This is a genomic window from Mycobacterium sp. Panama NTM2 (assembly GCF_054355555.1).
The window spans coordinates 4503937-4526624 of sequence record NZ_CM135953.1 but is presented as its reverse complement, the minus strand read 5'-3'; the positions used below and the strand labels follow the sequence as shown (position 1 = coordinate 4526624).

Here is a 22688-nt window from a genome sequence, read left to right as displayed (position 1 = left end):
CCGCCATGCAACTCCGTGAATTCGTCGAACTCGTCGGCACCGACACCGGGCGCCGGTGGATCGTCAGGACGTTCCGACAGCGCCTTCACTCCGAGCGGATCTCGATTCAGGTGCGTCGCGACATGGACGTCCCGTTCACCCCGGAGCCCGCAGAGATCCCGTTGGAGGTCCGCGAAGTACGGCCGGACGACGATCTGTCGTTCCTCGAGGATGTCCCGGGTCTGCCCGCCGAAGCAGCGCAGCACCGCGCGGACCAGCGCTGGCTGCTCGAGGCAGGCTTGCCGAACTGCTTCGTCGCCGTCGATACCGATGGGGCGGTGTGCTACATGGCCTGGCTGTTGTTCGCTCGAGACAACCAACTCATCCAAGCACGCTGGGGCAACTGGTTGCCTCAGCTCGGTAGCGACGAGGCCCTCATCGAAGGCGTTTACGTATCCACGCGTCATCGCGGTAAGGGCATCATGACCGACGCCTCGTGCAAGATCGCCGACCAGGCCCATGCCATGGGTGTGCGCTACGTCTTGGGGGTCATCGGCGCGGACAACATCGCACCCCTGCGGTCGGCGAAGAGTGCCGGTTTCCACCACTACCGCAGGCGCGTCGACCGGTGGCGGTTCTTCCGGCGGCGGATCGAATACCAGCCAATTGACACCCCCTGACGAATCGCCGCTGGCGTCGGCGTGTCAATGCGAAGAAGGCGAACCTAAAGTTATTTGCTAGAAAAGCGCATAGCCGTCGCGGATCCGATTCGGTTTCGGTCAACGGCTCGCCTGCAGCGGGAGCCGACAAGCACGAGTCAGCCCCTACGTCGGGGGCCTTGCGCAGTGACTTGACGGAAGCGTCAGTGCTGCATCGGTACGGATGATGCGGATGCGAATAGTCTGCGCACGAAAGATCAATAACCGGTATATGAGATTGCCAAATCCATGCAAAGCTATGTTAATGTCTTCACGTGGCAAGCCGATTCGGAGTGGTTCCAGGTGCAATAGCGGCGCGGGCGCAGGCGGTGTTCGACCGACTCGTCCTCCGGACGCCGGATGGCCGTACTGAGTTCTTCGACACGGACGCGTTCCCTTGGATCGCCAAGGTCGAAGCGCACGCGGACGAGATCCGCGCCGAGCTCGATTCATTGCTCGAGAACGTCGACAATCTCCCTAATTTTCAGGACATCCAGGAAGAGCAGATCAAGTTGACGCAGGATGACCTCTGGAAGGTGTTCCTGCTCTACGGCTATGGCGTACGGGCGGAGGAGAACTGTCGGCGTTGCCCGCGGACGGCGGAGATCGTCGAGTCGATCCCGGGGATGACGACGGCAATGTTCTCGGTCCTGAGGCCGCACAAGCACATTCCGCCACACGTCGGTCCCTGGAAAGGGGTGTTGCGGTACCACCTCGCCCTGCGCACCCCGGCCGACGAGTCGAGCGCGCGGATCCGCGTCGGCAGCAGCACCCGGCATTGGCGCAACGGGCGCAGCATGCTCTTCGACGACACGTTCGAACATGAGGTCTGGAACGACAGCGACGAGACCAGGGTCGTGCTGTTCGTCGATGTCATCCGAGATCTGCCCTGGTACCTGACTCTTCCGAACCGCGGCTTCATCGGACTGATCCGAAGTTCGCCCTTCATCAAGCGCGCCCTGGCCAATAGTGAAGCGTGGAAAGAGACCCTCCCAGCGGCCGGACAGGCAGCGCCCGGCGACGCGGTGAGGGCTTAGTCGATCTGATCGAGGTGGCACAACAGGTGTCGCCGACAACTGCCAATTCGCACAGCAATCAAGGGGAGGGTGACGAGCGATGAGTGCCATAGGGGGACAGCTCCTGCAGTCTGACGAGGAGTGGGCGGCTCGCAACAACATTCTCAGCCGCAACCTCGCCGACCTGGTACAGGAGTACGCGGCGCACGCTGCGACTGACGGTATCGAAATCGGTTGTCAGCGTGGGGCACTGACCGATCAGATGGGTCAGCTGACCCGGGTGGGTAAATGGACCGGCATCGATCCCTCGCTGCTGGAGAGGCAGGTGACCGAGCGGGGGTGCGTCCTCCATCCGGGCAGGGCCAGCGGCCTGGACTTCCCCGATACGTCGTTCGATGTGGCATTGTTCGCCAACGTCTTCGAACACATCCCACCTGACGAGCGCGGCGCGAGCCTGCACGAGATGTTCCGGGTGCTCAAGCCGGGAGGCGTTGTCGTCGGGCAGATTCCGAACCCTTACTTCCCGATCGAGTCCCACAGCAGGCTGCCGTTGATGGGTTGGCTCCCCACCCGTGTGCAGCACCGCTACTGGAAACTTGCTCCGGTGAGTTGGGAGCACGATTTCTATGTCGTGACCATGAAGCATCTACGCGCATCAGCGGAGCGCGCCGGATTCCGGGTGGTGGCAGTGCGAAAGTTCAACTATCCGCCGGAGGCGATTCCGCGTAAGGTGCGGTGGGTCGCCCGGGCGCTGGCAGGTCCCATGCGGATCGTGCCCTGGTCGTGGCAATTCGTCTTGCAGCGTCCTGTTTGACATCGCTCCCGTTCACGGTCAAGGGCCCCGATCGCAGCTCTCGCTAGGCTGAGAACAGATGACACGTTCCCAGAGCCGCGCTCGTCACCGGCAATCGAGCCGGGCCGTTGGCGTCCGCGCCGCATTCACGAGCTTTCTGCCGACCAGCTGGCGAATGGTGCTCGCTGTCCTCCTACTTGGGTCATTGGTTTCCTTGGCAAGCCACCGAACCGCGTTGCCCTCCGCCCCCAACGCGGCGCCGGTGATCACTCCCTTCCCGGTGCTGGCAGGAGATGCGGTGCGCGACCGCGGCCAGGTCGTCAGTCGCACGCCGTACATTCCACCGGCTTCGGAGATGTCAACGTCGGTGGGGGAGGCGTGGCGAGCGGTCTACATGTCGACCTCGGGCGTCGACGGCACAGCGCGGGCAGTCTCTGGCGCGTTCTTCGTTCCACCCGGCACGGCCCCGCCTGGCGGCTGGCCCGCCATCTCACTCGCGCACGGTACAACGGGTATCGGTCTCAACTGCGGGCCCGCCGCCCAACCGGATCTGCAGGGGTATGCGCCGATTATCGCGTCGCTGTTGGACAACGGCTATGCCGTCGCCCTCACCGATTACGAGGGTCTCGGTGCCGCGGGAACACACCCCTACCTCGAACCGCGCACGGAGGCATTCAACACGATTGACGCCGTGAGGGCACTTCGCCATCTCTCTCCTGCCGTCTCGGACAGATGGATCGCACTCGGTTACTCTCAAGGCGGGCAGGCTGTTTGGGCGGCGAATGAACTCAACGGAATGTACGGCGGCGACCTGTCACTTCTGGGAACTGTCGCTTTGGCCCCGGCCGCGAACGTGTCCGGCGTCGTCGATCTCGCCTCCTCGTCGTCGCTGACCGAACAGCAGCGGGAGCTGATGCCACTGTTGGTCACCGGCATGGCTCGCTACAGCCCCGGGATAAATGCGAATGCTCTTCTCCGCGGCCGGGCGCGGCCTAGCGGCCAGCGTATCGACAAGTGCGAGTCGACGGGCGCCCCGGCGCCCAAAGCCAGCGCCGCTCCGGTGCCCTGGTTGAGCGTTGTCGATGAGGTTAGCGGATCGGCCGAGGTGAAGCCGGCGACGGCAGCCGATGCTGCCGACTTCCGTCATGCGTTCCAGCGAATTGCGTTGCCGCAGGCGGAGCTTAGCGAACCGATGCTCGTCGTCGCCGGGCTGGCCGACTCGCTGGTCTTGCCGAGTTGGGTGGCCTCGGCCGTATCGCAGGCTTGCGAGCTCGGCGGACAGATCGACTTCGTCGAGTTGCCCGGTGTGGACCATCGCACCATCGTGTGGAAGAGCAGCAGATCGGTCTTAGCCTGGATCGAGGGCCGCTTCGCTGGCGCGGCTGCGCCGTCTGAATGTGCGGAGGGCAGTCATACGGTGATCAGCGGAAGGTAGACCCCGGTCGCGTTCTTGAGGGTGACGTTGACCCGGCTGCCGGTGATGGTGTTTCCAGTGATGAGATAGGTACTGGTCCCGGCATTGGCCCACAGTCCGTAGTCGCGGTTGTCGCGAATCGAGTTGTTATCGACGACTGCCTGCGTGACGTCGTACAGGATCACGCCGGCGCCGTTGTTGTACAGCTGATTTCCGGAGATGTATAGGTTGTTCAGCGGTGCCAGGTCGGCCTGAATTCCGGCGCCGATGTTGTTGTAGAAGATGTTGTCTTCAATGAATGTGTAGTTGCTGTTGTTCACCACTCGAAGGCCGTAGCTGTAGTTGGTGACCACGTTGTGGTGGATGTAGTTGCCCGGACCTGAGTTGTCATGGAACAGGGTGGTGCCAGCTACGCCGCTGAATTCGCCGACTTCGATACCGCCGCCGTTCGGGCTGACTGAGGTGCCATCTCGAACACCATTGGAGATGGTGTTGTACCGAATCTCGTTCGCGTACTCGTCCTCACCGTGTAGGTCGATCGCGCCGGATACGGTACCGGTGATGGTGTTCTGTTCAATCAGGTTGTGGTTAGCGCTCTTCTGCACCAGCACGGCGTGACGAATCACGGGGCCGATCTCGTTGCCGACGATCCAGTTGTTGTTCGACAGCGCCTGATCGACGATCACGCCATAACCCTGGCCGCCGCCCCCTACGGCGGTCGCGTTCTTGATGACGTTGTTCTCGACCACCACCTGGTAGGCGTTCTGCAGTTGCACCCCGAAGCGCTCAAACTTCTCGATGAAGAGGTTCTGCACGGCAATTCGTGAGACCTGCCCCGTCCCTTCCAAGCCCAGCCTGATCGCCGCCTTGTACGTGGGGCCGGACGCCGACGTGATCGTGAAGGACGACACGGTGAGGTTCGTGGTGCCGGGGGCGGCATAGATCATGGCGTGCGGCTGACTTGAGTATGCGCCCGCCAGTATGGTGCTGCCTCTGGACTCTCCAATGAGTGAGACGCCGGACTTCAGGTTAATGGTCGACCTAATGTGATAGGTGCCGTTCGGGATGTATACGGTATCACCGGCTTTGGCCGCGTTGATCGCCTTCTGGATTGCGAGTGCATCGTTGTCCGATGACTGGTTCGACGTGGCGCCGTAGTCCCGCACGTTCAGTGTTCGACCGCTGGGCGCATCGGGCCGTTGGAAGGGTACGGACAGACCCGCGTCGTCTTTGGTGGGGACGCTCGGGATGGTCGGCGTCGCGGTGACGGCACCGGCGGTCGGCACGGCGCGGCTGAGGCGCGGGAACAACCCGGCGAGAACGCTTTTTAGGGTCTTTGGTTGACTGCTTGCCGCGACAGTCTTCAACGTGGCAGCGGCGGGACGCCCCGCGGTGGTGGTGGTGGTGGTGCGATCGTTGACGCGGGTGAAGAGCCCCTCGAGAAGCTCGGACACGCGATTCGGGGCGGGCGTCGTGGGCGTCGGAGTCTGATCGTTGGTGGGCGCCGTCAGCTGCTTATCGACTCTTTCCGGAGCTTCCTGTTCCGTCTCGGTGCGGAGGCGGTCACGAAAGGCGCTGCGCTGGAGACGCGCGCCGTCGCCGTCTGTCGTAGCCGCAGCGTTGTCCCTGTGCCCGCGCTTGGATGTGCCGTCGCGCCTGGTTAGCGCTTTGCGTTCGTTTCCGCGTACAGGGTCCGCTTCGGAGCCGGCAGCAGCCCGCGTGATTCTGCGATTGGCGTCACCGCGGACCCGTTGCTCGAATGCTCGGGGTGTCCGGTCCGACCTGGCCGACGATGAGTGTGCGGACGTGGTAGGTCCAGCCGTCGTTGCCGACGCGCTCGACCCGTCATCGGCCTGCGCCACCGCCGGTGCTGTCAGGGCAGTCGCTATCCCGATTCCGACGGCGCCGGCGGCAAGCCAGGCGTAGGGCTCGATCCTGCGCCGATGAAAGCCGCGGCGGGACTTGTTAACGTCGGAAGGGCGATCATCCTGTGTGCTGTCGCCGCCTTCGTGCGTGTTGATGTCCATTGCGACCCCCGAGTCACCTTGTCCAGGCCGGCTGACCTGCAGCACAATATTGATGGACCTGCGGTGTTTATGCAGCAATACGGAAAAGTGCTCCATTTAGAGGATTTTGAGCGAAGTTATTTTTTGTTGCTCTTTAGGGCCTAATGTGTGCAAAATTTTGATTTGCTGCCGTTAAAGCTTCAGTAATGCCTGTTGAAGAGGCAGTTTCGGAGATTAATGTAAATGCACTTGGGCGGGCGCTCTACATTCGTAGAGATGCCACTCGCTGTTACAGCAAATTTTTCTCGGGCGTCACTGTGTCTTCTTTCGGGGCGTGCAGCAAGCTTGGTTACCATCTGGTAACTGTCATGCCGGACTGGTGTTGACGACCGTGTCCTTGATCTAGCCCGGATCCGCCGACACCACCGAGGTGACGCGGTGGATCGCGAACTCGCGAACCCGACCTGAGGCGGGGTCGTAGGCGGTCAGCTGACCCCCGCGGACGTTGATCGGCGCGACCACGCGTTGGCTCGCCACACCCGCTGGGTCGACGTAGCCGATCACCACCGACTCCTGATGATGTGCGGCGTGCTGCAATTCGGAGATGGCGACCGCCGGATCGAGCCGTAGACCGGACGCCGGTGTCGCGGCGACCTTGCGCAGCACGGCGACGATCGCACCCAGGGTCTGGTCGGTCGGGGTGGTGCCGGGCCGGAAGGTCCGGCGCCGACCCGGCGCCGGAACGCGGGAGCCGCGGCTGCGTAGATCGACGATCGCCCCGGCGGAATCCTCAGCCGCAGGAGCGAACCCGGCGCCGCGCAGCGCGGCGAGCACCTCGGAGATGGGGGCCTGGGACACGGCGACCGTCGGTGCCAGAAGGCGCAATTCGACGGCTTCGGTGGCGGGTGCGCTGACCGCGGCGGCCAACAGCGCCGCGTCCTCGCAGCGCACGAACGAGGTCGCCATGCCCACCCTCAGCTGTCCGTGCCGGCGGGCGACATCGTCGATGAGATACGTCAATGCCTGCGGCACAGGGGTTCTCGAGTGCCGGGCGAACAGTGCGTGTAGCTCGCCCGCGGTCTTGCCGGTGTCGAGTGCCCGCCGCACCGATGCCTCGTCGATGCGGTACACCATCGCGGCGCCGGCCGATTCGACAGCGGCGACCGCGCCCAGCTGCTCGGCCAGCTCCCGCTCCAGTGGTCCCGGGACGATGACCGTCAGATCGGCCTGCACCAGGAAATGGTCGATCGGGGACGGCAGCGCCTTGTCCATCGCGGCGATCACGGACTGCTCGTCGTCGCCGGCGAGGAGTCTGCGCAGCGGAGCGGCCAGCGCCCCACGGCCGACGACGCCGACGGCGTGCGCCTCGGTCAGCAGGTCGGCCACCGGATCGGGCTGCAGACGCGCCGACCAGCGGGGCCGTTGCCAGACCATGGCGCGGGATGCGCTTGCAGCGTCGACGCCTGACCCCGGCGGGAGGTCCGCGAGCATCGTCAGAAGAAGTCGGCGATCCAGCGGGGCCGCCGTCGAGAACAATGAATCCGACAGTGCCGCATACGGTTTGCCGTCAGGTCCGCGGCTGCCCACCAGGCTCGGCCGGCCCGGCAGGTCCAGCCACACCGACGCCACCAGATGCCATTTCACCGCCGTGGGAGATTCGATGAACCGGTCCGCGGCCACCGTCGGCGCCCAGTAGGAACCGGTGTCCGGGGGCTCGGGCTCGGGAACCCCCGCCGCGATCAGTCCCGCGGCGAGCGCCACCTCCAGGATCAAGCCCAACCGGCGCTCGTCGATTCCGGTGGCCTTCGTGAGCCGCTTGACCTCGCGAACGCCGAGGCCCCCGCTGCGCAGCTCGGGAGCCGGTGTCGCGCTCAAGTTCTCGAGCACGAGATCGATTTCCCTCAGCAGGTCGATCGCAGCGCCGGCCGCGACGGCGTCGACGTCAGCGGTCGACGTCGTCGTCACCGTCGGGTCCGGACGGGTCAGACTCACCGGACCCGGTGTCTCGCCGCGCAGCACCTGCCCCACGAGCCGCGGCAGGATCACGGTGTCGGCGTCGAGCCGGCGCAGCAACCCGGCCGCCAAGAGCCGCTGGACGGGTCGCTCCGGGGGAGCGTCGGGCAGCGCGTCGCGGGTGCGGCCGATCGGAGAACCCTCGAGCAGCTTGTCCAGCAGGTCGCGGGCTGCGCCGTCGACTGCGTCGAGAGCGTCGGTGACCTCGGCCGCGGAGAGGGCCTGCGGTTCGAGTGTCGCCTGGCCCGGATACCAGGGCAGCCCGTTCGCGGCCTCGGCGACGACCCGCAGCGCCCCCTCGCCGGTGGTGTCGCCCCACACCAGTGCGCGCTCGATGAGAACGTCGATGGCGGCGCGTACGGACGTCACGTCGGCTCGTTCGCCCAGCGCCGCGGCCAGCTCGCCGAACGTGACCGCCGTGGTCTCGGCATCCAGGGTCAACAGCGCGTCGAGCACCGTCAGGTGCAGGAAGTCGAGATCGTCGGTGGCTGCCTTGACCGACTGCCGGGCGGCGGCGCGGGCGGCCAGCGCAGCGATCGTGCCCGGCGGCGGCTGGGTCAGGTCGGGCCGCGACCGCAGCAGCGTGATCAGTGCCTCGTCGTCGCGCTCGGCCAACCACACGCCCAACGGCACACCGGGGCTCTTGGCGCTCACCTGACCAGCGTAAAGCAGCCTCCCACCCTCGCCAGCCGGCGATCGGCCTGCCACAATGTCATCCGTGGCTGATGACAAGAAGAACCGATACGTCGATCCCGGCTGGCCGACGAGCGACGCCGACGACCACGCCGTCAGCGAGCTGGCCGCCGACCGCACCGGGGCACTGTCGCCGTTCGGCGACATCACGTTCCCTGTGCCGGCCGAGGAGCTTCCGTTCATCCAGTCCTCGACCGTCATCAACAAGTAGCGATGGCGGACCGCCTCTCGCACCTCGACGAGACCGGCGCCGCCCACATGGTCGACGTCACCGCCAAGGACGTCACGAAGCGCACAGCGGTGGCCGCGGGCACCGTCCGTACGCGCACCGATGTCGTCGACCTGATCAGCACGAACGGCCTGTCCAAAGGTGACGCGCTGGCCACCGCCCGGGTGGCGGGCATCCTGGCCGCCAAGCGCACCAGCGACCTCGTGCCGCTGTGCCATCCGTTGGCGATCACCGGCGTCGACATCGACTTCGACGTCTCCGGCGACGAGGTCGGCATCACGGCGACCGTGCGCACCACTGATCGCACCGGCGTCGAGATGGAGGCGCTGACAGCGGTCAGCGTGGCCGCGCTGACGGTCTACGACATGATCAAGGCCGTCGACCGTGCGGCGTCGATCGACGGCATTCGGGTGCTGCACAAGGAGGGCGGTAAGACGGGCCCGTGGTCGAGGTGACCGGCCGGCGTTCCGGGCTGGTCGTCATCGCGTCCACCCGCGCCCAGGCCGGCGTCTACACCGACCGCTGCGGTCCGGTGATCGTCGACTGGCTCACCGCGCGCGCGATCCACACACCGCCGCCGACGGTGGTCGCCGACGGCGAGCCCGTCGGGGCGGCCCTGCGAGATGCGTTGCGGCACGCGCCCGACGTGATCATCACCTCCGGGGGCACCGGTATCTCGCCCACCGATGCCACCCCGCAGCAGACGGCGGCTCTGCTCGACTACGAAGTGCCCGGGCTGGCCGATGCGATCCGGCGCTCGGGTCTGCCCCAGGTGCCGACATCGGTCCTGTCCCGCGGGCTCTGTGGCGTCGCAGGAAGGACGCTGATCGTGAATCTTCCCGGCTCACTCGGCGGTGTGCGGGACGGTCTGAGCGTCCTCGACGCCGTGCTGGATCACGCCCTCGACCAGCTGCGTGGGGGAGATCACCGACCATGACCGAGGTCGTCCGAGCGGATCTGACCGAGCATCCGATCGATGCAGCCGAGCACGAGGCACTGGTCGCCCGTCACGCCGCGGGCGCTGTCGTGTCGTTCGCGGGGGTGGTTCGTGACCATGACGGCGGCAGGTCGGTGACCCGGCTCGAGTACTCCGCGCATCCGTCGGCGGCCCAGGTGCTCGCCGATGTCGCCGCCGAGGTGGCCGCAGAGAGCAGCGGCGTGCGGGCGCTCGCCGTCAGCCACCGCGTGGGTCCCCTGCAGATCGGGGACGCCGCACTGATCGCGGTGGTGGCCGCCGATCATCGCGGCGCGGCGTTTCAGACGTGCGCGCGACTGGTCGACCGTGTCAAGGAACTACTACCGGTGTGGAAACACCAGTTCTTCGTCGACGGCACCGACGAGTGGGTCAACTCCGCGTAGCGGAGCTCAGGACGGCGGCAGCACCGGGGCCGGCGGAACCGGAGCACCCGCCGGGAGCGGCTGAAGCGCCGCAGGACCACTGGTGAGCGGCCGCTGCGTGAGTGCGAGCAGCGCGTCCTTGCCCGAGATCTCCTGCGTCTGGATCGCGTGCCAGATGTCCTTCAGATAAGTCACGTTCGGGCTCGGGTCGGCGACCACGTTCGGATCGGCCGTCGTGCCGGGCGGGAGATTCTGCGGGCTGGCCAGATGCGGCATCCCGTCGGGCATCGGCAGATCGCCGGAGATCGCCTGGTTGGCGATGTCGTAGGCCGGGCCGGGAACAGCAACAGAATTCAGCGGGGCCAGCGGGTCCGGCGCCGGGGCTGCGACGGGAGCCGGAGCCGGGGCTGCGACAGGAGCCGGAGCCGGGGCTGCGACAGGAGCCGGAACCGGGGCGGGAAGGGGAGCTGCCGGGGCCGGCTGCTGCGGCAGGTCGCCCGGGTGCAGGGCCCACACCTGCGGCTGGCCAGCCGGTGCGGGATTCTGCGCGGCGTCCCAATCGGCGGCGTTGACCACCGGCTGAGCCGGGGGCGGGGCCATCGGGTCGGTGGCCGGTGCGGTGTTCGCGACATCGACCACCGGTGCCGGCGGGGGAGGCAGCGGGGCGGCGTCGACGGGAGCGGGTGCGGGCGCCGGGGGCGGCGGCGCCATCGGGTCGGCAGGCGGGGGAGGCAGCGGGGCGTCCAGCGGTGCGGCATCGACGGGAGCCGGTGCGGGCGCCGGGGGCGGCGGGGCCATCGGGTCGACCGGCGGGGGAGGCAGCGGGGCGTCCAGCGGTGCGGCATCGACGGGAGCCGGTGCGGGCGCCGGGGGCGGGGCCATCGGGTCGACCGGGGGAGCGGGAAGCGGCGCGGCCATCGCATCGAACGGCGCAGGCGGCGGAGGCGGCGCGAGCGGGCCGGCCGGCGGCGGGGGAGGCAGCAGGCCGAGAGGTCCTGCGGGCGCCGGGGGAGCTTCGTTGGCGACCTCGGCGACGACGTTGCGGGGTGTTGCGGCGGAGAGCGGCCCGCCGCACGTGGGCCACGCGCCCTTGCCCTGCGTCGCCAGCACACGCTCGGCGACGGCGATCTGCTCGTCCTTGGTGGCCAGGTGGGCCGCGGGGGCGAACTCGCCACCGCCGTGGCCGGACCAGGTGCTGGGCGAGAACTGCAACCCACCCTGGTAGCCGTTGCCGGTGTTGATCGCCCAGTTTCCGCCGGACTCGCAGCTGGCGACCCGGTCCCATTCATTGTCGGTCGCCGCGCCTGCGGTACCGGCCAGAGCCAGGCTGCCGCCACCGATGACCGCGCCGGTGACGGCGATCTTGGCGACGCTGACAGAAGAAGTCGTGGGCTTGCGATGCCGTCCACTCATAGGTGCGCGTGGTCCTCTCGTCTGCGCCCGCGAGGTCAGCTGTCGGGTTCGGGCTGGAGAGGTCGCCCGGCCGGCGGCGTCGAAACGGCGTCGGCTTCACCCCTAGGAGCCGGTGACGGCTCCAGGTCCTTTCGGTGGACCGGTGGGTCCCCCGCCTCCATCCAGGTGTGTCTCGTCGTCCCCGCGGACCAGCGGATGGAGCTCGGCGCTACTGGTCTCGCGGTGAGCCGGTCAGTGGGGGCGACCGGCCTGGTCCAGAACGGTAATGGCTCGCCAGATTCTCGTCACCTCGCCGGTGTCGCCGTGTCGCCGACCTCGGCAAATACTAAAAATTCTCTAAAACGCCTGGCGAGCGCGTTGTTCCTGCAGGTGCCAGGCGTCGCTACCTTGCCGTAGCCATCCCGTGACCATTCCGTGATGTGACGTAAATCACGGAATACATCGCCGCCAGAAGGGGGATCTACCCGCCGGCGAACGGCGGCAACACATCGATCGTCTGTGCCGACCCGAGCGGAATCGTGATGTCGCGCACGGCGACCCCGTCTCGCAGGTACGAGCAGCGCGCCAGCACCCGTTCCAGCTCCGGACCCCGCGCGCGAAGGACCTCCACCACGTCGGCGACCGTCGCGGCCTCGTCCACGTCGACCGATTCGTGGTCCACCCCGGCCGCCGCCCGCGCCGCGGCGAAGTAACGCACCGTCACCGCCACGATCAGCCGCCGATCGCACTCATCGGGCGGTCCGGCTGGACGAACCCCGGGTCGTTGATGCCGTGTCCGGCAGCCTTGCCCCACATCGCGGCACGCCACGCGGCTTCCACGGTGTCGTCGTCGGCACCAGACCGCAGCAGGCCTCGCAGATCGGTCTCATCCCGGGCGAAGAGACAGTTGCGCACCTGGCCGTCGGCGGTGAGCCGGGTCCGGTCACAGCTCGCACAGAACGCGTGCGACACCGAGGCGATGATGCCGACATCGCCGACGACAGCGCCGTCGGGGTCGCGCACCTGCCACAGCTCGGCGGGCGCCGAGCCTCGCGGCGCCGGGTGCTGCGTCAGGGTGAACTCCTCGCGGAGGCTGGCCAGGATCTCGTCGGCCGACAGCGCCGCATCGCGGCGCCAGGAGTGGCCCGCATCCAGTGGCATCTGCTCGATGATGCGCAGCTGGTAGCCGTGCGCCAGACAGAAGCGCAGCAGCGCGAGCGCGTCGGTCAGGCCGCTGACGGGGTCGAGCACGGCATTGACCTTGACCGGGGCCAGGCCGGCGGCTTTCGCCGCGCGCAGACCGGCCAGCACCGCATCCAGCCGGTCACGCCGGGTGATCGCGGCGAAGCGCTGCGGATCGACGGTGTCCAAGGACACGTTGATGCGGTCCAGACCGGCCTGCTTCAGCGCATCGGCACGTCCGGCGAGGCCGACGCCGTTGGTGGTCAGCGTGATCTCCGGGCGGGGCCGTAGCGCGGCCGTCGCGGCGATCACCCGCTCGAGGTGCGGGACGACCAGCGGCTCGCCGCCGGTGAAGCGCACGCTGGTGATCCCGAGGCGGGTCACGGCGAGCTCGAGCAGCCGGACGAGCTCATCCACGGTCAGCTTCTGCTCTGATGGCAGCCAGTCCAGCCCCTCGGCGGGCATGCAGTAGGTGCAGCGCAGGTTGCACAGGTCGGTCAGCGACACCCGCAGATCGGTGGCGACCCGGCCGAACGTGTCGACGAGCGGGCCGTGGGCGGGCGCACCCTGGGACACGCCGCGCACGGTCGGCACACCGAGAGCGACGGCGCTCATCGCGGGTATCCGGTTGCCACGCCGGTGGCGGCGTGGCCGTCGACCGGGACGATCTCCTTGCCCAGCGGCATCAGGGACACCGGGATGAGCTTCAGGTTCGCCAGCGCCAGCGGAATGCCCACGATCGTGATCGCCATCGCGATGGCGGTCAACACGTGTCCGATCGCCAGCCAGATGCCGGCCACCAGCAGCCAGATGATGTTGCCGATCAGGGCGCCCGGGCGCACGCCGGGCTTGTCGACGATTGTGCGGCCGAATGGCCACAGCGCGTACACCGCGATCCTCAGCGCCGCGAAGCCGAACGGGATCGTGATGATGAGAACGAAGCAGATCAACGCGGCGAGTAGGTAACCCAGCGCCAGCCACAGGCCACCGAAGATCAACCAGATGACGTTCAAGATCAGGCGCATCTTCTTCCTCCCGCGGTCCGGCAAGCCTACCGAGTTAAGGGGGTGCTGGCTGCGGCGACGTCCGAGTAGGATCGTTGCGACGCGTCCCGGCGCAGGCGGGGCGCTTCCTCTATGTAAACGGTCTGTACCCCGTGGGGCGCGGACGAATCGGCTCAGACAGACAAGCAGGTGAGACCAGTGCCTACCGGCCGGGTGAAGTGGTACGACGCGGAGAAGGGCTTCGGGTTCCTCTCGCAAGAAGACGGCGAGGACGTGTACGTGCGTTCCTCGGCGTTGCCCGCCGGTGTCGAGGGCCTCAAGGCGGGCCAGCGCGTGGAATTCGGTGTCGCAGCCGGCCGTCGCGGCCCCCAGGCGCTCAGCCTGAAGCTGATCGATCCGCCGCCGAGCCTGACCCGGACCCGCCGCGAGGCGGCCACCGTCGAGCACAAGCACAGCCCCGACGAGCTGCACGGCATGGTCGAGGACATGATCACGCTGCTCGAGGGCGCGGTCCAGCCAGAGCTGCGCAAGGGGCGCTACCCGGACCGCAAGGTGGCCCGCCGCGTCTCGGAGGTCGTCAAGGCCGTCGCCCGCGAACTCGACGCCTGAGTCGTCGGCGGCCCGACGGGGTAAGACAGAGTCCATGAGCTACGTGGCCGACCCGTCGAACTCCGGCGGCGACTTCGACCGGGACACCGACTACATCTCCACCCGCATCACCGCCGACGGCCGGGACGGCTACCCGGTCGAGGCGGGCCGCTACCGGTTGGTGGTGGCGCGGGCCTGTCCGTGGGCCAACCGCACGATCATCGTCCGTCGCCTGCTCGGTCTCGAGGACGCGCTGTCCATCGGCTTCTGCGGTCCCACGCACGACGAGCGCAGCTGGACCTTCGATCTGGATCCCGGCGGCGTCGATCCGGTGCTCGGTATCCACTTCCTGCGCGATGCCTACAACAAGCGCGTCCCCGACTATCCGAAGGGCATCACCGTGCCCGCGATCGTCGACGTGCCCACCGGAGAGGTCGTCACCAACGATTTCCCCCAGATCACGCTCGACATGTCGACCGAGTGGACCGCCCATCACCGCGACGGTGCCCCGGACCTGTATCCCGAGCCGCTGCGCGCAGAGATCGACGAGGTGGCGGAGCGGATCTACACCGAGGTCAACAACGGGGTCTACCGCTGCGGCTTCGCGGGCTCCCAGAAGGCCTACGAGCGGGCCTACGATCGGCTGTTCACCGCGCTCGACTGGCTCTCCGACCGGTTGGCCGACCAGCGCTATCTGGTGGGCGACACGATCACCGAGGCCGACGTGCGGCTGTTCACCACGCTGGCCCGCTTCGATCCCGTCTATCACGGACACTTCAAGTGCAACCGCGCCAAGCTCTCTGAGATGCCGGTGCTCTGGGCATACGCGCGGGATCTGTTCCAGACGCCCGGTTTCGGCGACACCATCGACTTCGTGCAGATCAAGCAGCACTACTACATCGTGCACAGCGACATCAACCCCACCGGTGTGGTGCCGAAGGGCCCGGACCTGGCCAACTGGCTCACCCCGCACGGGCGAGAAGCGCTGGGCGGCAATCCTTTCGGCGACGGGACGCCGCCGGGGCCGCCGCGCGAGGGCGAGCAGGTGCCTGCGGCGCACAGCGCCGGTTGATGTCGTCGCGAGAGTGCTCCTACGGTTGCTGACGCACGCCGATCACGACCGTCAGTGCACCTTCGTGACCGGTCAGCTCCAGTTGGTGCGCACCGACCACTCCGCGTGCGGGACGGGGAACTCGTTGCCGTCCTGATCGCGCACCAGCGTCGGCAGCTGCACCGCGAAACCGGTCAGCCGTCCGCGCTGGGCGTCGACGGTGGGGATCGTCACCGCGAGCCGGGCGTCGGGTCGGAACTCCTCGACCACGTCACCGTCCTCGTACGCGCGCAGCAGCACCCACGGCGCCTTCGCGATCTCGGCGGGCAGCGACAACTGCACCGGGTGACGGCCCGAGACGGTCAGTTCGCCCTGGTCGGCGGGCACCATGCAGTCGGTGGGGTTGAGCACCCGGCAGAACCGGTACGGGCCGACCCGGGTCAGCTGGCCGGCGGAGAAGGCCGAGATCTCGGGCAGGTCGGGGCCCGCCTCCCGGGAGAGCCGCCACACCAGGACCCCGGTGGCGGCCGACGCGAGCAGCGCCACGGCGACGAGGACGGCGATGACTCGTTTCACTCGCCGGACACCGCCGACTCGACGCGCACACCCTCAGCCGCCGCGTGCACGGGACGGTTGCCGCCCAATCCCGGAACCAGGGATTCGCCGCGGTAGCTGAAGATCGTCTGCGCCAGACCGAGGATGAGCAGCGCGGTGATCGTGGTGAACCCCGCGTACAGCTCGGTGTAGATCAGCACCCCCGTCGCACCACCCACCACCCACGCCAGCTGCAGCAGCGACTCCGAGCGCCCGAACGCCGACGCGCGTGATTCCTCGGGCAGGTCGTCCTGCAGTGAGGCGTCCAGGGAGGCCTTGGCGATCGCGCTGGCGCCCGAGGTGACCAGGGTCGTCGCCGCGGCGACCAGGAGACTGCCCGTCAGCGCGGTGGCCAGCGACATCGCGGTGACCGCGATCGCGCAGCGCACCACGAGCTGCGCCGGATGGCCGAGTTTCAGCCGCGCCGCGGTGAAGTTCCCGATGAAGTTGCCCACCGCGGCCGCGGCGCCGATCAGCCCGAGGATGCGCAGCTGTTCCCAGCCGCTGGCGTCGTGGGCTTTGGCGACGAACGCGGGGTAGAGGAACAGGAAGCCGACCATCACCTTGACCGTGCAGTTGCCCCACAGCGCGGCGATGATGTTGCGGCCCAGCGGTTGGCGAACCTTCGCGGCGGGCGGATCGCGGAAGTACCCGTCCGGCCTGCTGTGGTAGCTGAGCGTGGCCGGGATCTCACCCTCGGTGACCTCGACCCACTTCGGTATCCGCATCGCCAGAACGGCGCCGGCCATCGACACTGCGACCACGACGTAGAGCGCCCCGGGCATGGCGAACAGCTGGAATCCCCACTCGGCCGCGGCCGCGATTCCGCCGCTCACCATCGTGCCTCCGAGCAGGCCGAACATCGTCAGTCGAGAGTTGACCCGGACGAGGTCGATGGTCGGGGGCAGCACCCGCGGTGTCACGGCGCTGCGCAGAACCGAGAAGGACTTCGAGAGCACCATCATGCCGAGCGCGCACGGATACAGCACCCAGGACGGGAAGCTGCCGGTCGCGCTGTCGAAGTTCGCGATCAGGATCACCGCCAGCGCGGTGCGCAGGCCGAAGGACGCGGCCAGGGCGACGCGGCGGCCGTGCTGCAGGCGGTCCAGGGCGGGGCCGATCAGCGGGGCGATGACCGCGAACGGGGCGATCGTGATGAGCAGGTAGAGCGCCACCCGGCTCTTGCTCTCACCGGTCGCTGCGGCGAAGAACAGGGTGTTGGCCAGGGCGACCGCCATCGCGGCGTCGAGGGCGAAATTCGCCACCACGGGCCAGGTGAGCGCGGTCAGCCCGGATTTGTCGGCGCCGTCGGCCGTGGCGGCCCGGTGGACCAGACCGTACATCTTCGAGCCCATCTCGCGGCTGCGCTGCGCGGCGGCGCGGGTGACCGTCACCTTCTCGGCGCCCGCGGCCCGGTCGTCGTCGAACCGGCTGTGGTGGCGACGACGGTCGTGCTCGTCCAGCGGCGGCAACCATCGGTTGCCGCTGTGGTTGGTCGTCGACGAGGCGCGCCTACCGTCGGTGACCACCGGGTCGCTGGGGTAGTTGGCCATGCCCGGATGTTCCCCGACGGGCGGACGTGGCGGGTAGTAGCGTCCGCCCGTCGGACCGGCGGGGTCCTGGTGGTCGCGCCGCGCTCCTGTCACGCGCTCGATTCTCCCTCATGGAGGCGACAGGGGACGTGCAGCCAACCGGTGTGGCTCGCCACCGGCTCCGTCGGGCAAGATGAACACCGATGGACAGCGTGACCGAACCCTCTTCGCCCGAGGCCGAGCCGCCCGCCGAGGCACCCGAGTCGGCGGTCGAGCCGTCAGCTGAGCCGGCCGCATCGACCGAGCCTGCCGAGCCGACCGAGCTTGCCGAACCGACCGAACCGGCCGAGCCGGAGCCGATGTCCGCCGAGCTCGAAGCCATGCTGCTCGGCGCGGTCGACGACGCCCGCTCCGCGATCGCTGAGTTCAGTGGTGCCGACACTGTCGGCGACTACCTCGGCGCCGAGATCGAAGACCAGTCCTCGGCCACCCACCGGTTCGTCGCGGAGTTGACCGGCTACCGGGGCTGGCAGTGGGCCGTCGTGGTCGCGGCCTGGTCGGGCGCCGCGCAGGTCACCATCAGCGAGGTCGTCCTCGTCCCGGGCCCGTCGGCGCTGCTCGCGCCGGAATGGGTGCCCTGGGAGGAGCGGGTGCGCGCAGGCGATCTCGGCCCCGGCGACCTGCTGGCTCCCCCCGCCGACGATCCGCGCCTGGTGCCGGGGTTCATGGGGACCGGTGACCCGCAGATCGACGAGGTGGCCGTCGAGGTCGGACTGGGCCGTCGTCAGGTGCTGAGCCTGTGGGGGCGTGGCGACGCTGCGCAGCGCTGGCATGACGGTGACTTCGGCCCGGGGTCGGCGATGGCACGCGCCACCCGCCGGATGTGTCGGGACTGCGGGTTCTACGTCCCGCTCGGTGGGGCGTTGGGTGTGATGTTCGGGGTGTGCGCCAACGAGTACGCCGCCGACGGGCGCGTGGTCGACGCCGAATACGGTTGCGGCGCCCATTCGGACACGCCGGCGCCGAAGGGCTCGGGATCGCCCCAGTTCGACCCGTTCGACGACGGCGTGCTCGATCTCGTGGAGCGCACCGAAGAGCGCTCCAGCTAGCTCGCTAGCGCTCGGCGGCCGCTTTGATGCGCTCCAGCGAGTTGTTCATGCCCTCGATGAGTTCCTGTTCGAAGCTGGTCTCCCCGCCCATGAACTTGTCGACCGCGAACGCCGACACCGCGGTGGTGGTGCCGTTCTCGGCGCGGCGGGTCTCCACCAACCGGGTGCCGGCCTCCGTGGGTTCGAGTTCGTAGCTCCAGACCGTGTGGTTCTCGCTGACCTTGAACGCCAGCTTCTTCTCCGGCACGAGCTCGGTGATGCGAGCGGTCGTGGGCCAGAACAACATTCCGCGGCGATTCAGGTTGACCATGCGTGCGCCCTGACGCACTCCGCCGATCGCCTTCGTCCAGCGGCACTGGGGGCTCCACTGTGGCATCCGCTCCACATCGGAGACCAGCTTCCACACGGTCGAGACCGGTGCGTTGATGTCGATCTGCGCTTGCAGAATGGGCGCCGCCATGACGGTGTTCTCCTCGTGTCAGTCCAAACCGCTCTGTGCTCCGCGCGATCCGCGGCGCACGGCGTGACGTTGCCACAGAAAGATCGACGTGCCAAGAACACCCACGCCGAGCCCGGCCAGGCTGACGGGCCGCCACGGCGCCAAAGCCTCGACCGTGAACGCGAGCAGCGTCGCTATCAGCCACCCGCCGGTGATCACGACGATCACCGGCCACGGGGAGGTCAGGGCGCGCGGCAGCGGCGGCGGTTCGGGGGGCGTGGTCGTCATCGCGGCCCAACGTAACCGATCACGCGTCGGTAGTGTCGGTCGCCGTGCCCGCCGCCCTCGTCGTCGACGTCGACGACCCCACCGACCCGCGACTGGATGATTTCCGTGACCTCAACAGCGTCGACCGGCGGCCCGATCTGCCCAGCGGCAGGGGGCTCGTGATCGCTGAGGGCGTGCTGGTGGTGCAGCGGATGCTGGCGTCGCGGTTCCGTCCGCGGGCGCTGCTGGGCACCGACCGCCGGTTGGCCGAGCTCGGCACCGATCTCGACGGGCTCGACGCGCCGTACTACCGGGCGAGCGCGGAGGTGATGGCCGACGTGGTCGGGTTCCACCTCAACCGCGGTGTGCTGGCGTCAGCGTCGCGCGCGCCTGAGTTGACGGTGTCCGATGTGCTCGACGGGGTGCGGACGGTGGCGGTGCTGGAGGGGGTCAACGATCACGAGAATCTCGGCTCGATCTTCCGCAACGCCGCGGGGCTGGGAGTTGGTGCGGTGATCTTCGGCGCGGGATGTGCCGACCCGCTGTACCGCCGCGCGGTACGCGTCTCGATGGGACACGCGCTCCTGGTTCCGTTCGCGCGGGCGCAGAACTGGCCGGGGGACTTGAACACGCTGCGCGACAAAGGGTTTCGTTTGGTGGCGATGACCCCGGCCGCCGGCGCGCAGCGCCTGGCCGACGCGATGGACGACCTGGTCGGCGAGAAGGTGGGCATCCTCGTCGGCGCGGAGGGGCCGGGTCTGGCCGAGCACACCATGCGCGCGTGCGATGTGCGCGCGCGCATCCCGATGTCGCGCGGAACGGACTCTCTGAACGTGGCGACAGCAGCGGCGTTGGCGTTCTACGAGCGGGATAGGCTCGCGCCGTGAAGCCCCACGAGCCGACTCCCTGGGGTACCGGGCTGACCGTCGCGGCCTTTGTCGCCGCCGTGCTCGCCGCCGCCCTCATCGTCTTGGGCATCGGGCTGATGCGGGTGAGTCCGCTGCTGGCGATCGGGTTGAATCTCGTCGCCGTGGGGGGACTGGCGCCGACGGTGTGGGGCTGGCGCAAGGCGCCGGTGTGGCGTTGGTTCGTGCTCGGCGCCGGGGTGGGCGTCGTGGCCGCCTGGGTCGGGTTGCTAGCGCTGGCCGCCGCTGGAACGTACGCCTAGCAGCACGTCCTCCCACGCGGGGACAGTCGGCCGCGCCTTCTTGGGTCGCGCCGGTTTCGCGTCGGGGGTCTCGTCGACCGTCGGTTCCGGTTCCGGTGCTCGAGCCGCCGGGGGAGCCGGCTGCGGTGCCGGTGCCGGCGCGATGGGTTCGGGGTCTCCGAGTGCGAGTTGCGCCACCGGGGCCAGCGGCCGTAGCGGCCGGGCGTAGCTCGGGTCGATCAGCTGATAGGCGGCGTCGTCGAACGCGGTCACGGTGCCGCCGTGGGCGCCCGGGGCATACCGGAAGTGCGCAACGTTGTCGGACATGCCGGCCTTCCACGCCATCTGCACCGTCCAGCGGCCGTCCTCGTTGCGCCAGGCGTCCCACTCGATCTTCTCGGGGTCGAGCCCGCGCGCGATCAGCGCGGCGGTCACCGTCTCCAGCAGCGTCAGGACCGACGGACCGTCGGACAGCACAGGGTGGGCGGCGGTGGCCAGCTCCGCCGCACGCGAGCGCTCCAGCAGGACGGGGTGGGCGAATCGTTCCACGCGGGCGATGTCGACGCCCGCGGCCGTGGCGACCTGCTCCACCGAGGCTCCGGCGCGGATCTTGGCTTGAATCTCCCGGGGGCGCAGCATGTTCGGCACCTCGACATCGATCGTGGTCTGGTTGGAGCCGGCCCGGTCGCCACGCACGGCGGCCTTGAGCCGCTCATCGGAGCGCAACACGAACTTCTCGCCGGAGTCGTCGGTCTCGCAGATGATCCGTGTGCCGTTGACCTCGAGTCCGACGACCTTCAGTTCCCGCATGGCGACCTCCTCTCGGGCTGCGCTGAGCCCGATACGCGGTCACCCTACTGCGTTATCTCCTCGTTACCGCGGTGACACGCGGCAGTCGCTACAACCGCTCGACCACCCAGTCGACGCACGCGGTCAGCGCGCTGACGTCGTCGGGTTCCACGGCGGGGAACATGCCCACCCGCAGCTGGTTGCGGCCGAGCTTGCGGTACGGCTCGGTATCGACGATGCCGTTCGCGCGCAGGGCCTTGGCCACGGCCGCCGCGTCGACCTCGTCGGCGAAATCGACGGTGCCGACGACGGCGGAGCGCAGCGCCGGATCGGTGACGAACGGGGTGGCGAACGACGACGCCTCGGCCCAGGAGTAGAGCCGCGACGACGAGTCCGCGGTGCGCTTGGTCGCCCAGTCCAGGCCGCCGTTGCCGAGCAGCCAGTCGATCTGCTCGGCGAGCAGCACCAGCGTGCCGATCGCGGGCGTGTTGTAGGTCTGGTTCTTGACGCTGTTCTCGATCGCGATGGGCAGGGAGAGGAAGTCGGGCACCCAGCGCCCGGACGCCGCGATGGCCTCGACGCGGGCCAGTGCGGCCGGCGACATCAGCGCGATCCACAGGCCGCCGTCGCCGGCGAAGTTCTTCTGCGGGGCGAAGTAGTAGGTGTCGGCCTCGCTGACGTCGACGGGGAGTCCGCCGGCAGCCGAGGTGGCGTCGATGACGATCAGTGCGTCACCCGAGCCCTCCGGGCGCTGCACTCCGACGGCGACGCCGGTGGAGGTCTCGTTGTGTGCCCAGGCGATGACGTCGACAGACGGGTCCGACGTCGGCGTGGGAGCGCTGCCGGCGTCGGCTTTCACCACCACGGGGTCCCCGACGAACGGGTTCTTGGCGACCGCCGAGGCGAACTTCGCGCTGAACTCACCGTAGGTCAGATGCAGTGACCGTGTGTCGACCAGCCCGAACGCCGCGGCGTCCCAGAACGCGGTGGAGCCGCCGTTGCCCAGGACCACCTCGTATCCCTCGGGTAGTGAGAACAGCTGGCGCAGGCCGTCGCGGACCCGGCCGACCAGGTTCTTCACCGGCGCCTGCCGATGCGAGGTGCCGAACAGGTGTCCGGCCTCGGCGAGCGCGGTCAGCTGTTCGGGACGCACCTTGGACGGTCCGCAGCCGAAGCGGCCGTCGCGGGGCTTGAGGTCGTCGGGAATCGTGAGGTCCGCAGCCATGGGGCAAGCGTAGAACCGGCGGGGTGTAGGTCTCGAATCCGGTGGGAATCCGGGTGGACGCGGACCTGCGGTAGTGATCTGGGTCACGTGTGACCGGGATAACGCGCCCAGCGCACATTCAGGAAATTGCCCTGTTCAATTCCTGGGACCGTGGGTACTGTGCTTGGACAACGGGTACTTGAATGTAAAC

Annotated in this window: 25 protein-coding genes and 1 riboswitch; of the genes, 13 read left to right on the top strand and 12 right to left on the bottom strand. The window is 68.4% G+C overall.

Annotated features, from left to right (window positions below; all coding sequences use genetic code 11):
- The first annotated feature begins 5 nt into the window (after positions 1-5).
- The 4 genes from ACXYX3_RS21705 (at position 6) to ACXYX3_RS21690 (ending at position 3921) form a co-directional block, all read left to right on the top strand.
- Entirely contained in the window at positions 6-659 is a 654-nt protein-coding gene (locus ACXYX3_RS21705; protein ID WP_458608959.1) for a GNAT family N-acetyltransferase, read from the top strand.
- Between the two features lie 293 nt (positions 660-952).
- Complete coding sequence (locus ACXYX3_RS21700; RefSeq protein WP_458608958.1) at positions 953-1714, top strand: aspartyl/asparaginyl beta-hydroxylase domain-containing protein; 762 nt, start codon at positions 953-955, stop codon at positions 1712-1714.
- A 79-nt stretch (positions 1715-1793) separates the two neighbouring features.
- On the top strand, positions 1794-2507 hold the full coding sequence (locus ACXYX3_RS21695) for a class I SAM-dependent methyltransferase (protein WP_458608957.1): 714 nt from the start codon (positions 1794-1796) through the stop codon (positions 2505-2507).
- 241 nt (positions 2508-2748) lie between these two features.
- On the top strand, positions 2749-3921 hold the full coding sequence (locus ACXYX3_RS21690) for a lipase family protein (protein ID WP_458608956.1): 1173 nt from the start codon (positions 2749-2751) through the stop codon (positions 3919-3921).
- Here the strand turns inward: ACXYX3_RS21690 and ACXYX3_RS21685 are convergent.
- Both ACXYX3_RS21685 and ACXYX3_RS21680 read right to left on the bottom strand, forming a co-directional pair.
- Entirely contained in the window at positions 3897-6023 is a 2127-nt protein-coding gene (locus ACXYX3_RS21685) for a right-handed parallel beta-helix repeat-containing protein (protein WP_458608955.1), read from the bottom strand. The two genes, ACXYX3_RS21690 and ACXYX3_RS21685, sit on opposite strands and share 25 nt — an antisense overlap.
- A 285-nt stretch (positions 6024-6308) precedes the next feature.
- Entirely contained in the window at positions 6309-8573 is a 2265-nt protein-coding gene (locus tag ACXYX3_RS21680; RefSeq protein WP_458608954.1) for a helicase-associated domain-containing protein, read from the bottom strand.
- Between the two features lie 55 nt (positions 8574-8628).
- Here ACXYX3_RS21680 and ACXYX3_RS21675 point away from each other — a divergent pair, with 55 nt between their 5' ends.
- Genes ACXYX3_RS21675 through ACXYX3_RS21660 form a run of 4 tightly spaced genes read left to right on the top strand, consistent with a single transcriptional unit; the run spans position 8629 to position 10200 of the window.
- Positions 8629-8823, top strand: a complete 195-nt coding sequence (locus tag ACXYX3_RS21675) for a hypothetical protein (protein ID WP_241203377.1) — start codon at positions 8629-8631, stop codon at positions 8821-8823.
- Between the two features lie 2 nt (positions 8824-8825).
- Positions 8826-9296, top strand: coding sequence for a cyclic pyranopterin monophosphate synthase MoaC (moaC, locus tag ACXYX3_RS21670; protein WP_458608953.1), 471 nt, complete (start codon positions 8826-8828; stop codon positions 9294-9296).
- The gene (locus ACXYX3_RS21665; RefSeq protein WP_458608952.1) at positions 9284-9778 is read left to right on the top strand and encodes a MogA/MoaB family molybdenum cofactor biosynthesis protein; all 495 of its coding nucleotides are present in this window, start codon (positions 9284-9286) and stop codon (positions 9776-9778) included. Before moaC ends, ACXYX3_RS21665 begins: the two co-directional genes overlap by 13 nt.
- Complete coding sequence (locus ACXYX3_RS21660) at positions 9775-10200, top strand: molybdenum cofactor biosynthesis protein MoaE (protein WP_458608951.1); 426 nt, start codon at positions 9775-9777, stop codon at positions 10198-10200. Before ACXYX3_RS21665 ends, ACXYX3_RS21660 begins: the two co-directional genes overlap by 4 nt.
- A 6-nt stretch (positions 10201-10206) precedes the next feature.
- On the opposite strand, the gene ACXYX3_RS21655 is transcribed toward ACXYX3_RS21660, so the two are convergent.
- The 4 genes from ACXYX3_RS21655 to ACXYX3_RS21640 form a co-directional block, all read right to left on the bottom strand.
- Complete coding sequence (locus ACXYX3_RS21655) at positions 10207-11592, bottom strand: transglycosylase family protein (protein ID WP_458608950.1); 1386 nt, start codon at positions 11590-11592, stop codon at positions 10207-10209.
- 9 nt (positions 11593-11601) lie between these two features.
- A riboswitch (cyclic di-AMP (ydaO/yuaA leader) is annotated at positions 11602-11770 on the bottom strand.
- Positions 11771-12052: 282 nt separating this feature from the next.
- On the bottom strand, positions 12053-12301 hold the full coding sequence (locus ACXYX3_RS21650; protein WP_458608949.1) for a MoaD/ThiS family protein: 249 nt from the start codon (positions 12299-12301) through the stop codon (positions 12053-12055).
- A gap of 2 nt (positions 12302-12303) precedes the next feature.
- Positions 12304-13368, bottom strand: coding sequence for a GTP 3',8-cyclase MoaA (moaA, locus tag ACXYX3_RS21645; protein ID WP_458608948.1), 1065 nt, complete (start codon positions 13366-13368; stop codon positions 12304-12306).
- Positions 13365-13778 (bottom strand): YccF domain-containing protein, encoded by a 414-nt coding sequence (locus ACXYX3_RS21640; protein WP_241203371.1) that lies wholly within the window; start codon positions 13776-13778, stop codon positions 13365-13367. The genes moaA and ACXYX3_RS21640 overlap by 4 nt, the downstream gene beginning before the upstream one ends.
- Before the next feature lie 177 nt (positions 13779-13955).
- Here ACXYX3_RS21640 and ACXYX3_RS21635 point away from each other — a divergent pair, with 177 nt between their 5' ends.
- Positions 13956-14366, top strand: coding sequence for a cold-shock protein (locus ACXYX3_RS21635; RefSeq protein WP_143818490.1), 411 nt, complete (start codon positions 13956-13958; stop codon positions 14364-14366).
- Between the two features lie 34 nt (positions 14367-14400).
- A complete protein-coding gene (locus tag ACXYX3_RS21630) occupies positions 14401-15417 on the top strand; it encodes a glutathione S-transferase family protein (RefSeq protein WP_458608947.1) in 1017 nt (338 codons plus the stop codon).
- Positions 15418-15489: 72 nt separating this feature from the next.
- On the opposite strand, the gene ACXYX3_RS21625 is transcribed toward ACXYX3_RS21630, so the two are convergent.
- Both ACXYX3_RS21625 and ACXYX3_RS21620 read right to left on the bottom strand, forming a co-directional pair.
- On the bottom strand, positions 15490-15972 hold the full coding sequence (locus tag ACXYX3_RS21625) for a DUF2771 domain-containing protein (RefSeq protein WP_241203369.1): 483 nt from the start codon (positions 15970-15972) through the stop codon (positions 15490-15492).
- Positions 15969-17636 (bottom strand): MFS transporter, encoded by a 1668-nt coding sequence (locus ACXYX3_RS21620; protein ID WP_458608946.1) that lies wholly within the window; start codon positions 17634-17636, stop codon positions 15969-15971. Before ACXYX3_RS21620 ends, ACXYX3_RS21625 begins: the two co-directional genes overlap by 4 nt.
- Positions 17637-17881: 245 nt before the next feature.
- On the opposite strand from ACXYX3_RS21620, the gene ACXYX3_RS21615 reads away from it, so the two are divergent.
- On the top strand, positions 17882-18631 hold the full coding sequence (locus tag ACXYX3_RS21615; RefSeq protein ID WP_458612178.1) for a DUF3027 domain-containing protein: 750 nt from the start codon (positions 17882-17884) through the stop codon (positions 18629-18631).
- Between the two features lie 4 nt (positions 18632-18635).
- Here the strand turns inward: ACXYX3_RS21615 and ACXYX3_RS21610 are convergent, their stop codons facing one another.
- Complete coding sequence (locus ACXYX3_RS21610; protein WP_241203368.1) at positions 18636-19091, bottom strand: SRPBCC family protein; 456 nt, start codon at positions 19089-19091, stop codon at positions 18636-18638.
- A gap of 18 nt (positions 19092-19109) precedes the next feature.
- Complete coding sequence (locus ACXYX3_RS21605) at positions 19110-19358, bottom strand: DUF2530 domain-containing protein (protein ID WP_111512703.1); 249 nt, start codon at positions 19356-19358, stop codon at positions 19110-19112.
- Positions 19359-19402: 44 nt separating this feature from the next.
- Between ACXYX3_RS21605 and ACXYX3_RS21600 the strand changes: the two genes are divergently transcribed.
- The gene (locus tag ACXYX3_RS21600; protein ID WP_458608945.1) at positions 19403-20224 is read left to right on the top strand and encodes a TrmH family RNA methyltransferase; all 822 of its coding nucleotides are present in this window, start codon (positions 19403-19405) and stop codon (positions 20222-20224) included.
- Complete coding sequence (locus ACXYX3_RS21595; RefSeq protein ID WP_241203365.1) at positions 20221-20505, top strand: DUF2537 domain-containing protein; 285 nt, start codon at positions 20221-20223, stop codon at positions 20503-20505. Before ACXYX3_RS21600 ends, ACXYX3_RS21595 begins: the two co-directional genes overlap by 4 nt.
- On the opposite strand, the gene sepH is transcribed toward ACXYX3_RS21595, so the two are convergent.
- Both sepH and serC read right to left on the bottom strand, forming a co-directional pair.
- Complete coding sequence (gene sepH / locus ACXYX3_RS21590; protein ID WP_458608944.1) at positions 20473-21294, bottom strand: septation protein SepH; 822 nt, start codon at positions 21292-21294, stop codon at positions 20473-20475. The genes ACXYX3_RS21595 and sepH overlap by 33 nt on opposite strands.
- Before the next feature lie 88 nt (positions 21295-21382).
- Complete coding sequence (gene serC / locus ACXYX3_RS21585) at positions 21383-22498, bottom strand: phosphoserine transaminase (protein WP_458608943.1); 1116 nt, start codon at positions 22496-22498, stop codon at positions 21383-21385.
- Positions 22499-22688 lie beyond the last annotated feature (190 nt).

Coding starts and splice junctions, on each gene's coding strand:
- ACXYX3_RS21705 (WP_458608959.1), top strand. CDS start 6: ATGCAACTCCGTGAATTCGTCGAACTCGTCGGCACCGACACCGGGCGC.
- ACXYX3_RS21695 (WP_458608957.1), top strand. CDS start 1,794: ATGAGTGCCATAGGGGGACAGCTCCTGCAGTCTGACGAGGAGTGGGCG.
- ACXYX3_RS21685 (WP_458608955.1), bottom strand. CDS start 6,023: ATGGAGCACTTTTCCGTATTGCTGCATAAACACCGCAGGTCCATCAAT.
- ACXYX3_RS21675 (WP_241203377.1), top strand. CDS start 8,629: ATGTCATCCGTGGCTGATGACAAGAAGAACCGATACGTCGATCCCGGC.
- moaC (WP_458608953.1), top strand. CDS start 8,826: ATGGCGGACCGCCTCTCGCACCTCGACGAGACCGGCGCCGCCCACATG.
- ACXYX3_RS21660 (WP_458608951.1), top strand. CDS start 9,775: ATGACCGAGGTCGTCCGAGCGGATCTGACCGAGCATCCGATCGATGCA.
- ACXYX3_RS21655 (WP_458608950.1), bottom strand. CDS start 11,592: ATGAGTGGACGGCATCGCAAGCCCACGACTTCTTCTGTCAGCGTCGCC.
- moaA (WP_458608948.1), bottom strand. CDS start 13,368: ATGAGCGCCGTCGCTCTCGGTGTGCCGACCGTGCGCGGCGTGTCCCAG.
- ACXYX3_RS21640 (WP_241203371.1), bottom strand. CDS start 13,778: ATGCGCCTGATCTTGAACGTCATCTGGTTGATCTTCGGTGGCCTGTGG.
- ACXYX3_RS21630 (WP_458608947.1), top strand. CDS start 14,401: ATGAGCTACGTGGCCGACCCGTCGAACTCCGGCGGCGACTTCGACCGG.
- ACXYX3_RS21615 (WP_458612178.1), top strand. CDS start 17,882: ATGTCCGCCGAGCTCGAAGCCATGCTGCTCGGCGCGGTCGACGACGCC.
- ACXYX3_RS21610 (WP_241203368.1), bottom strand. CDS start 19,091: ATGGCGGCGCCCATTCTGCAAGCGCAGATCGACATCAACGCACCGGTC.
- ACXYX3_RS21605 (WP_111512703.1), bottom strand. CDS start 19,358: ATGACGACCACGCCCCCCGAACCGCCGCCGCTGCCGCGCGCCCTGACC.
- sepH (WP_458608944.1), bottom strand. CDS start 21,294: ATGCGGGAACTGAAGGTCGTCGGACTCGAGGTCAACGGCACACGGATC.
- serC (WP_458608943.1), bottom strand. CDS start 22,498: ATGGCTGCGGACCTCACGATTCCCGACGACCTCAAGCCCCGCGACGGC.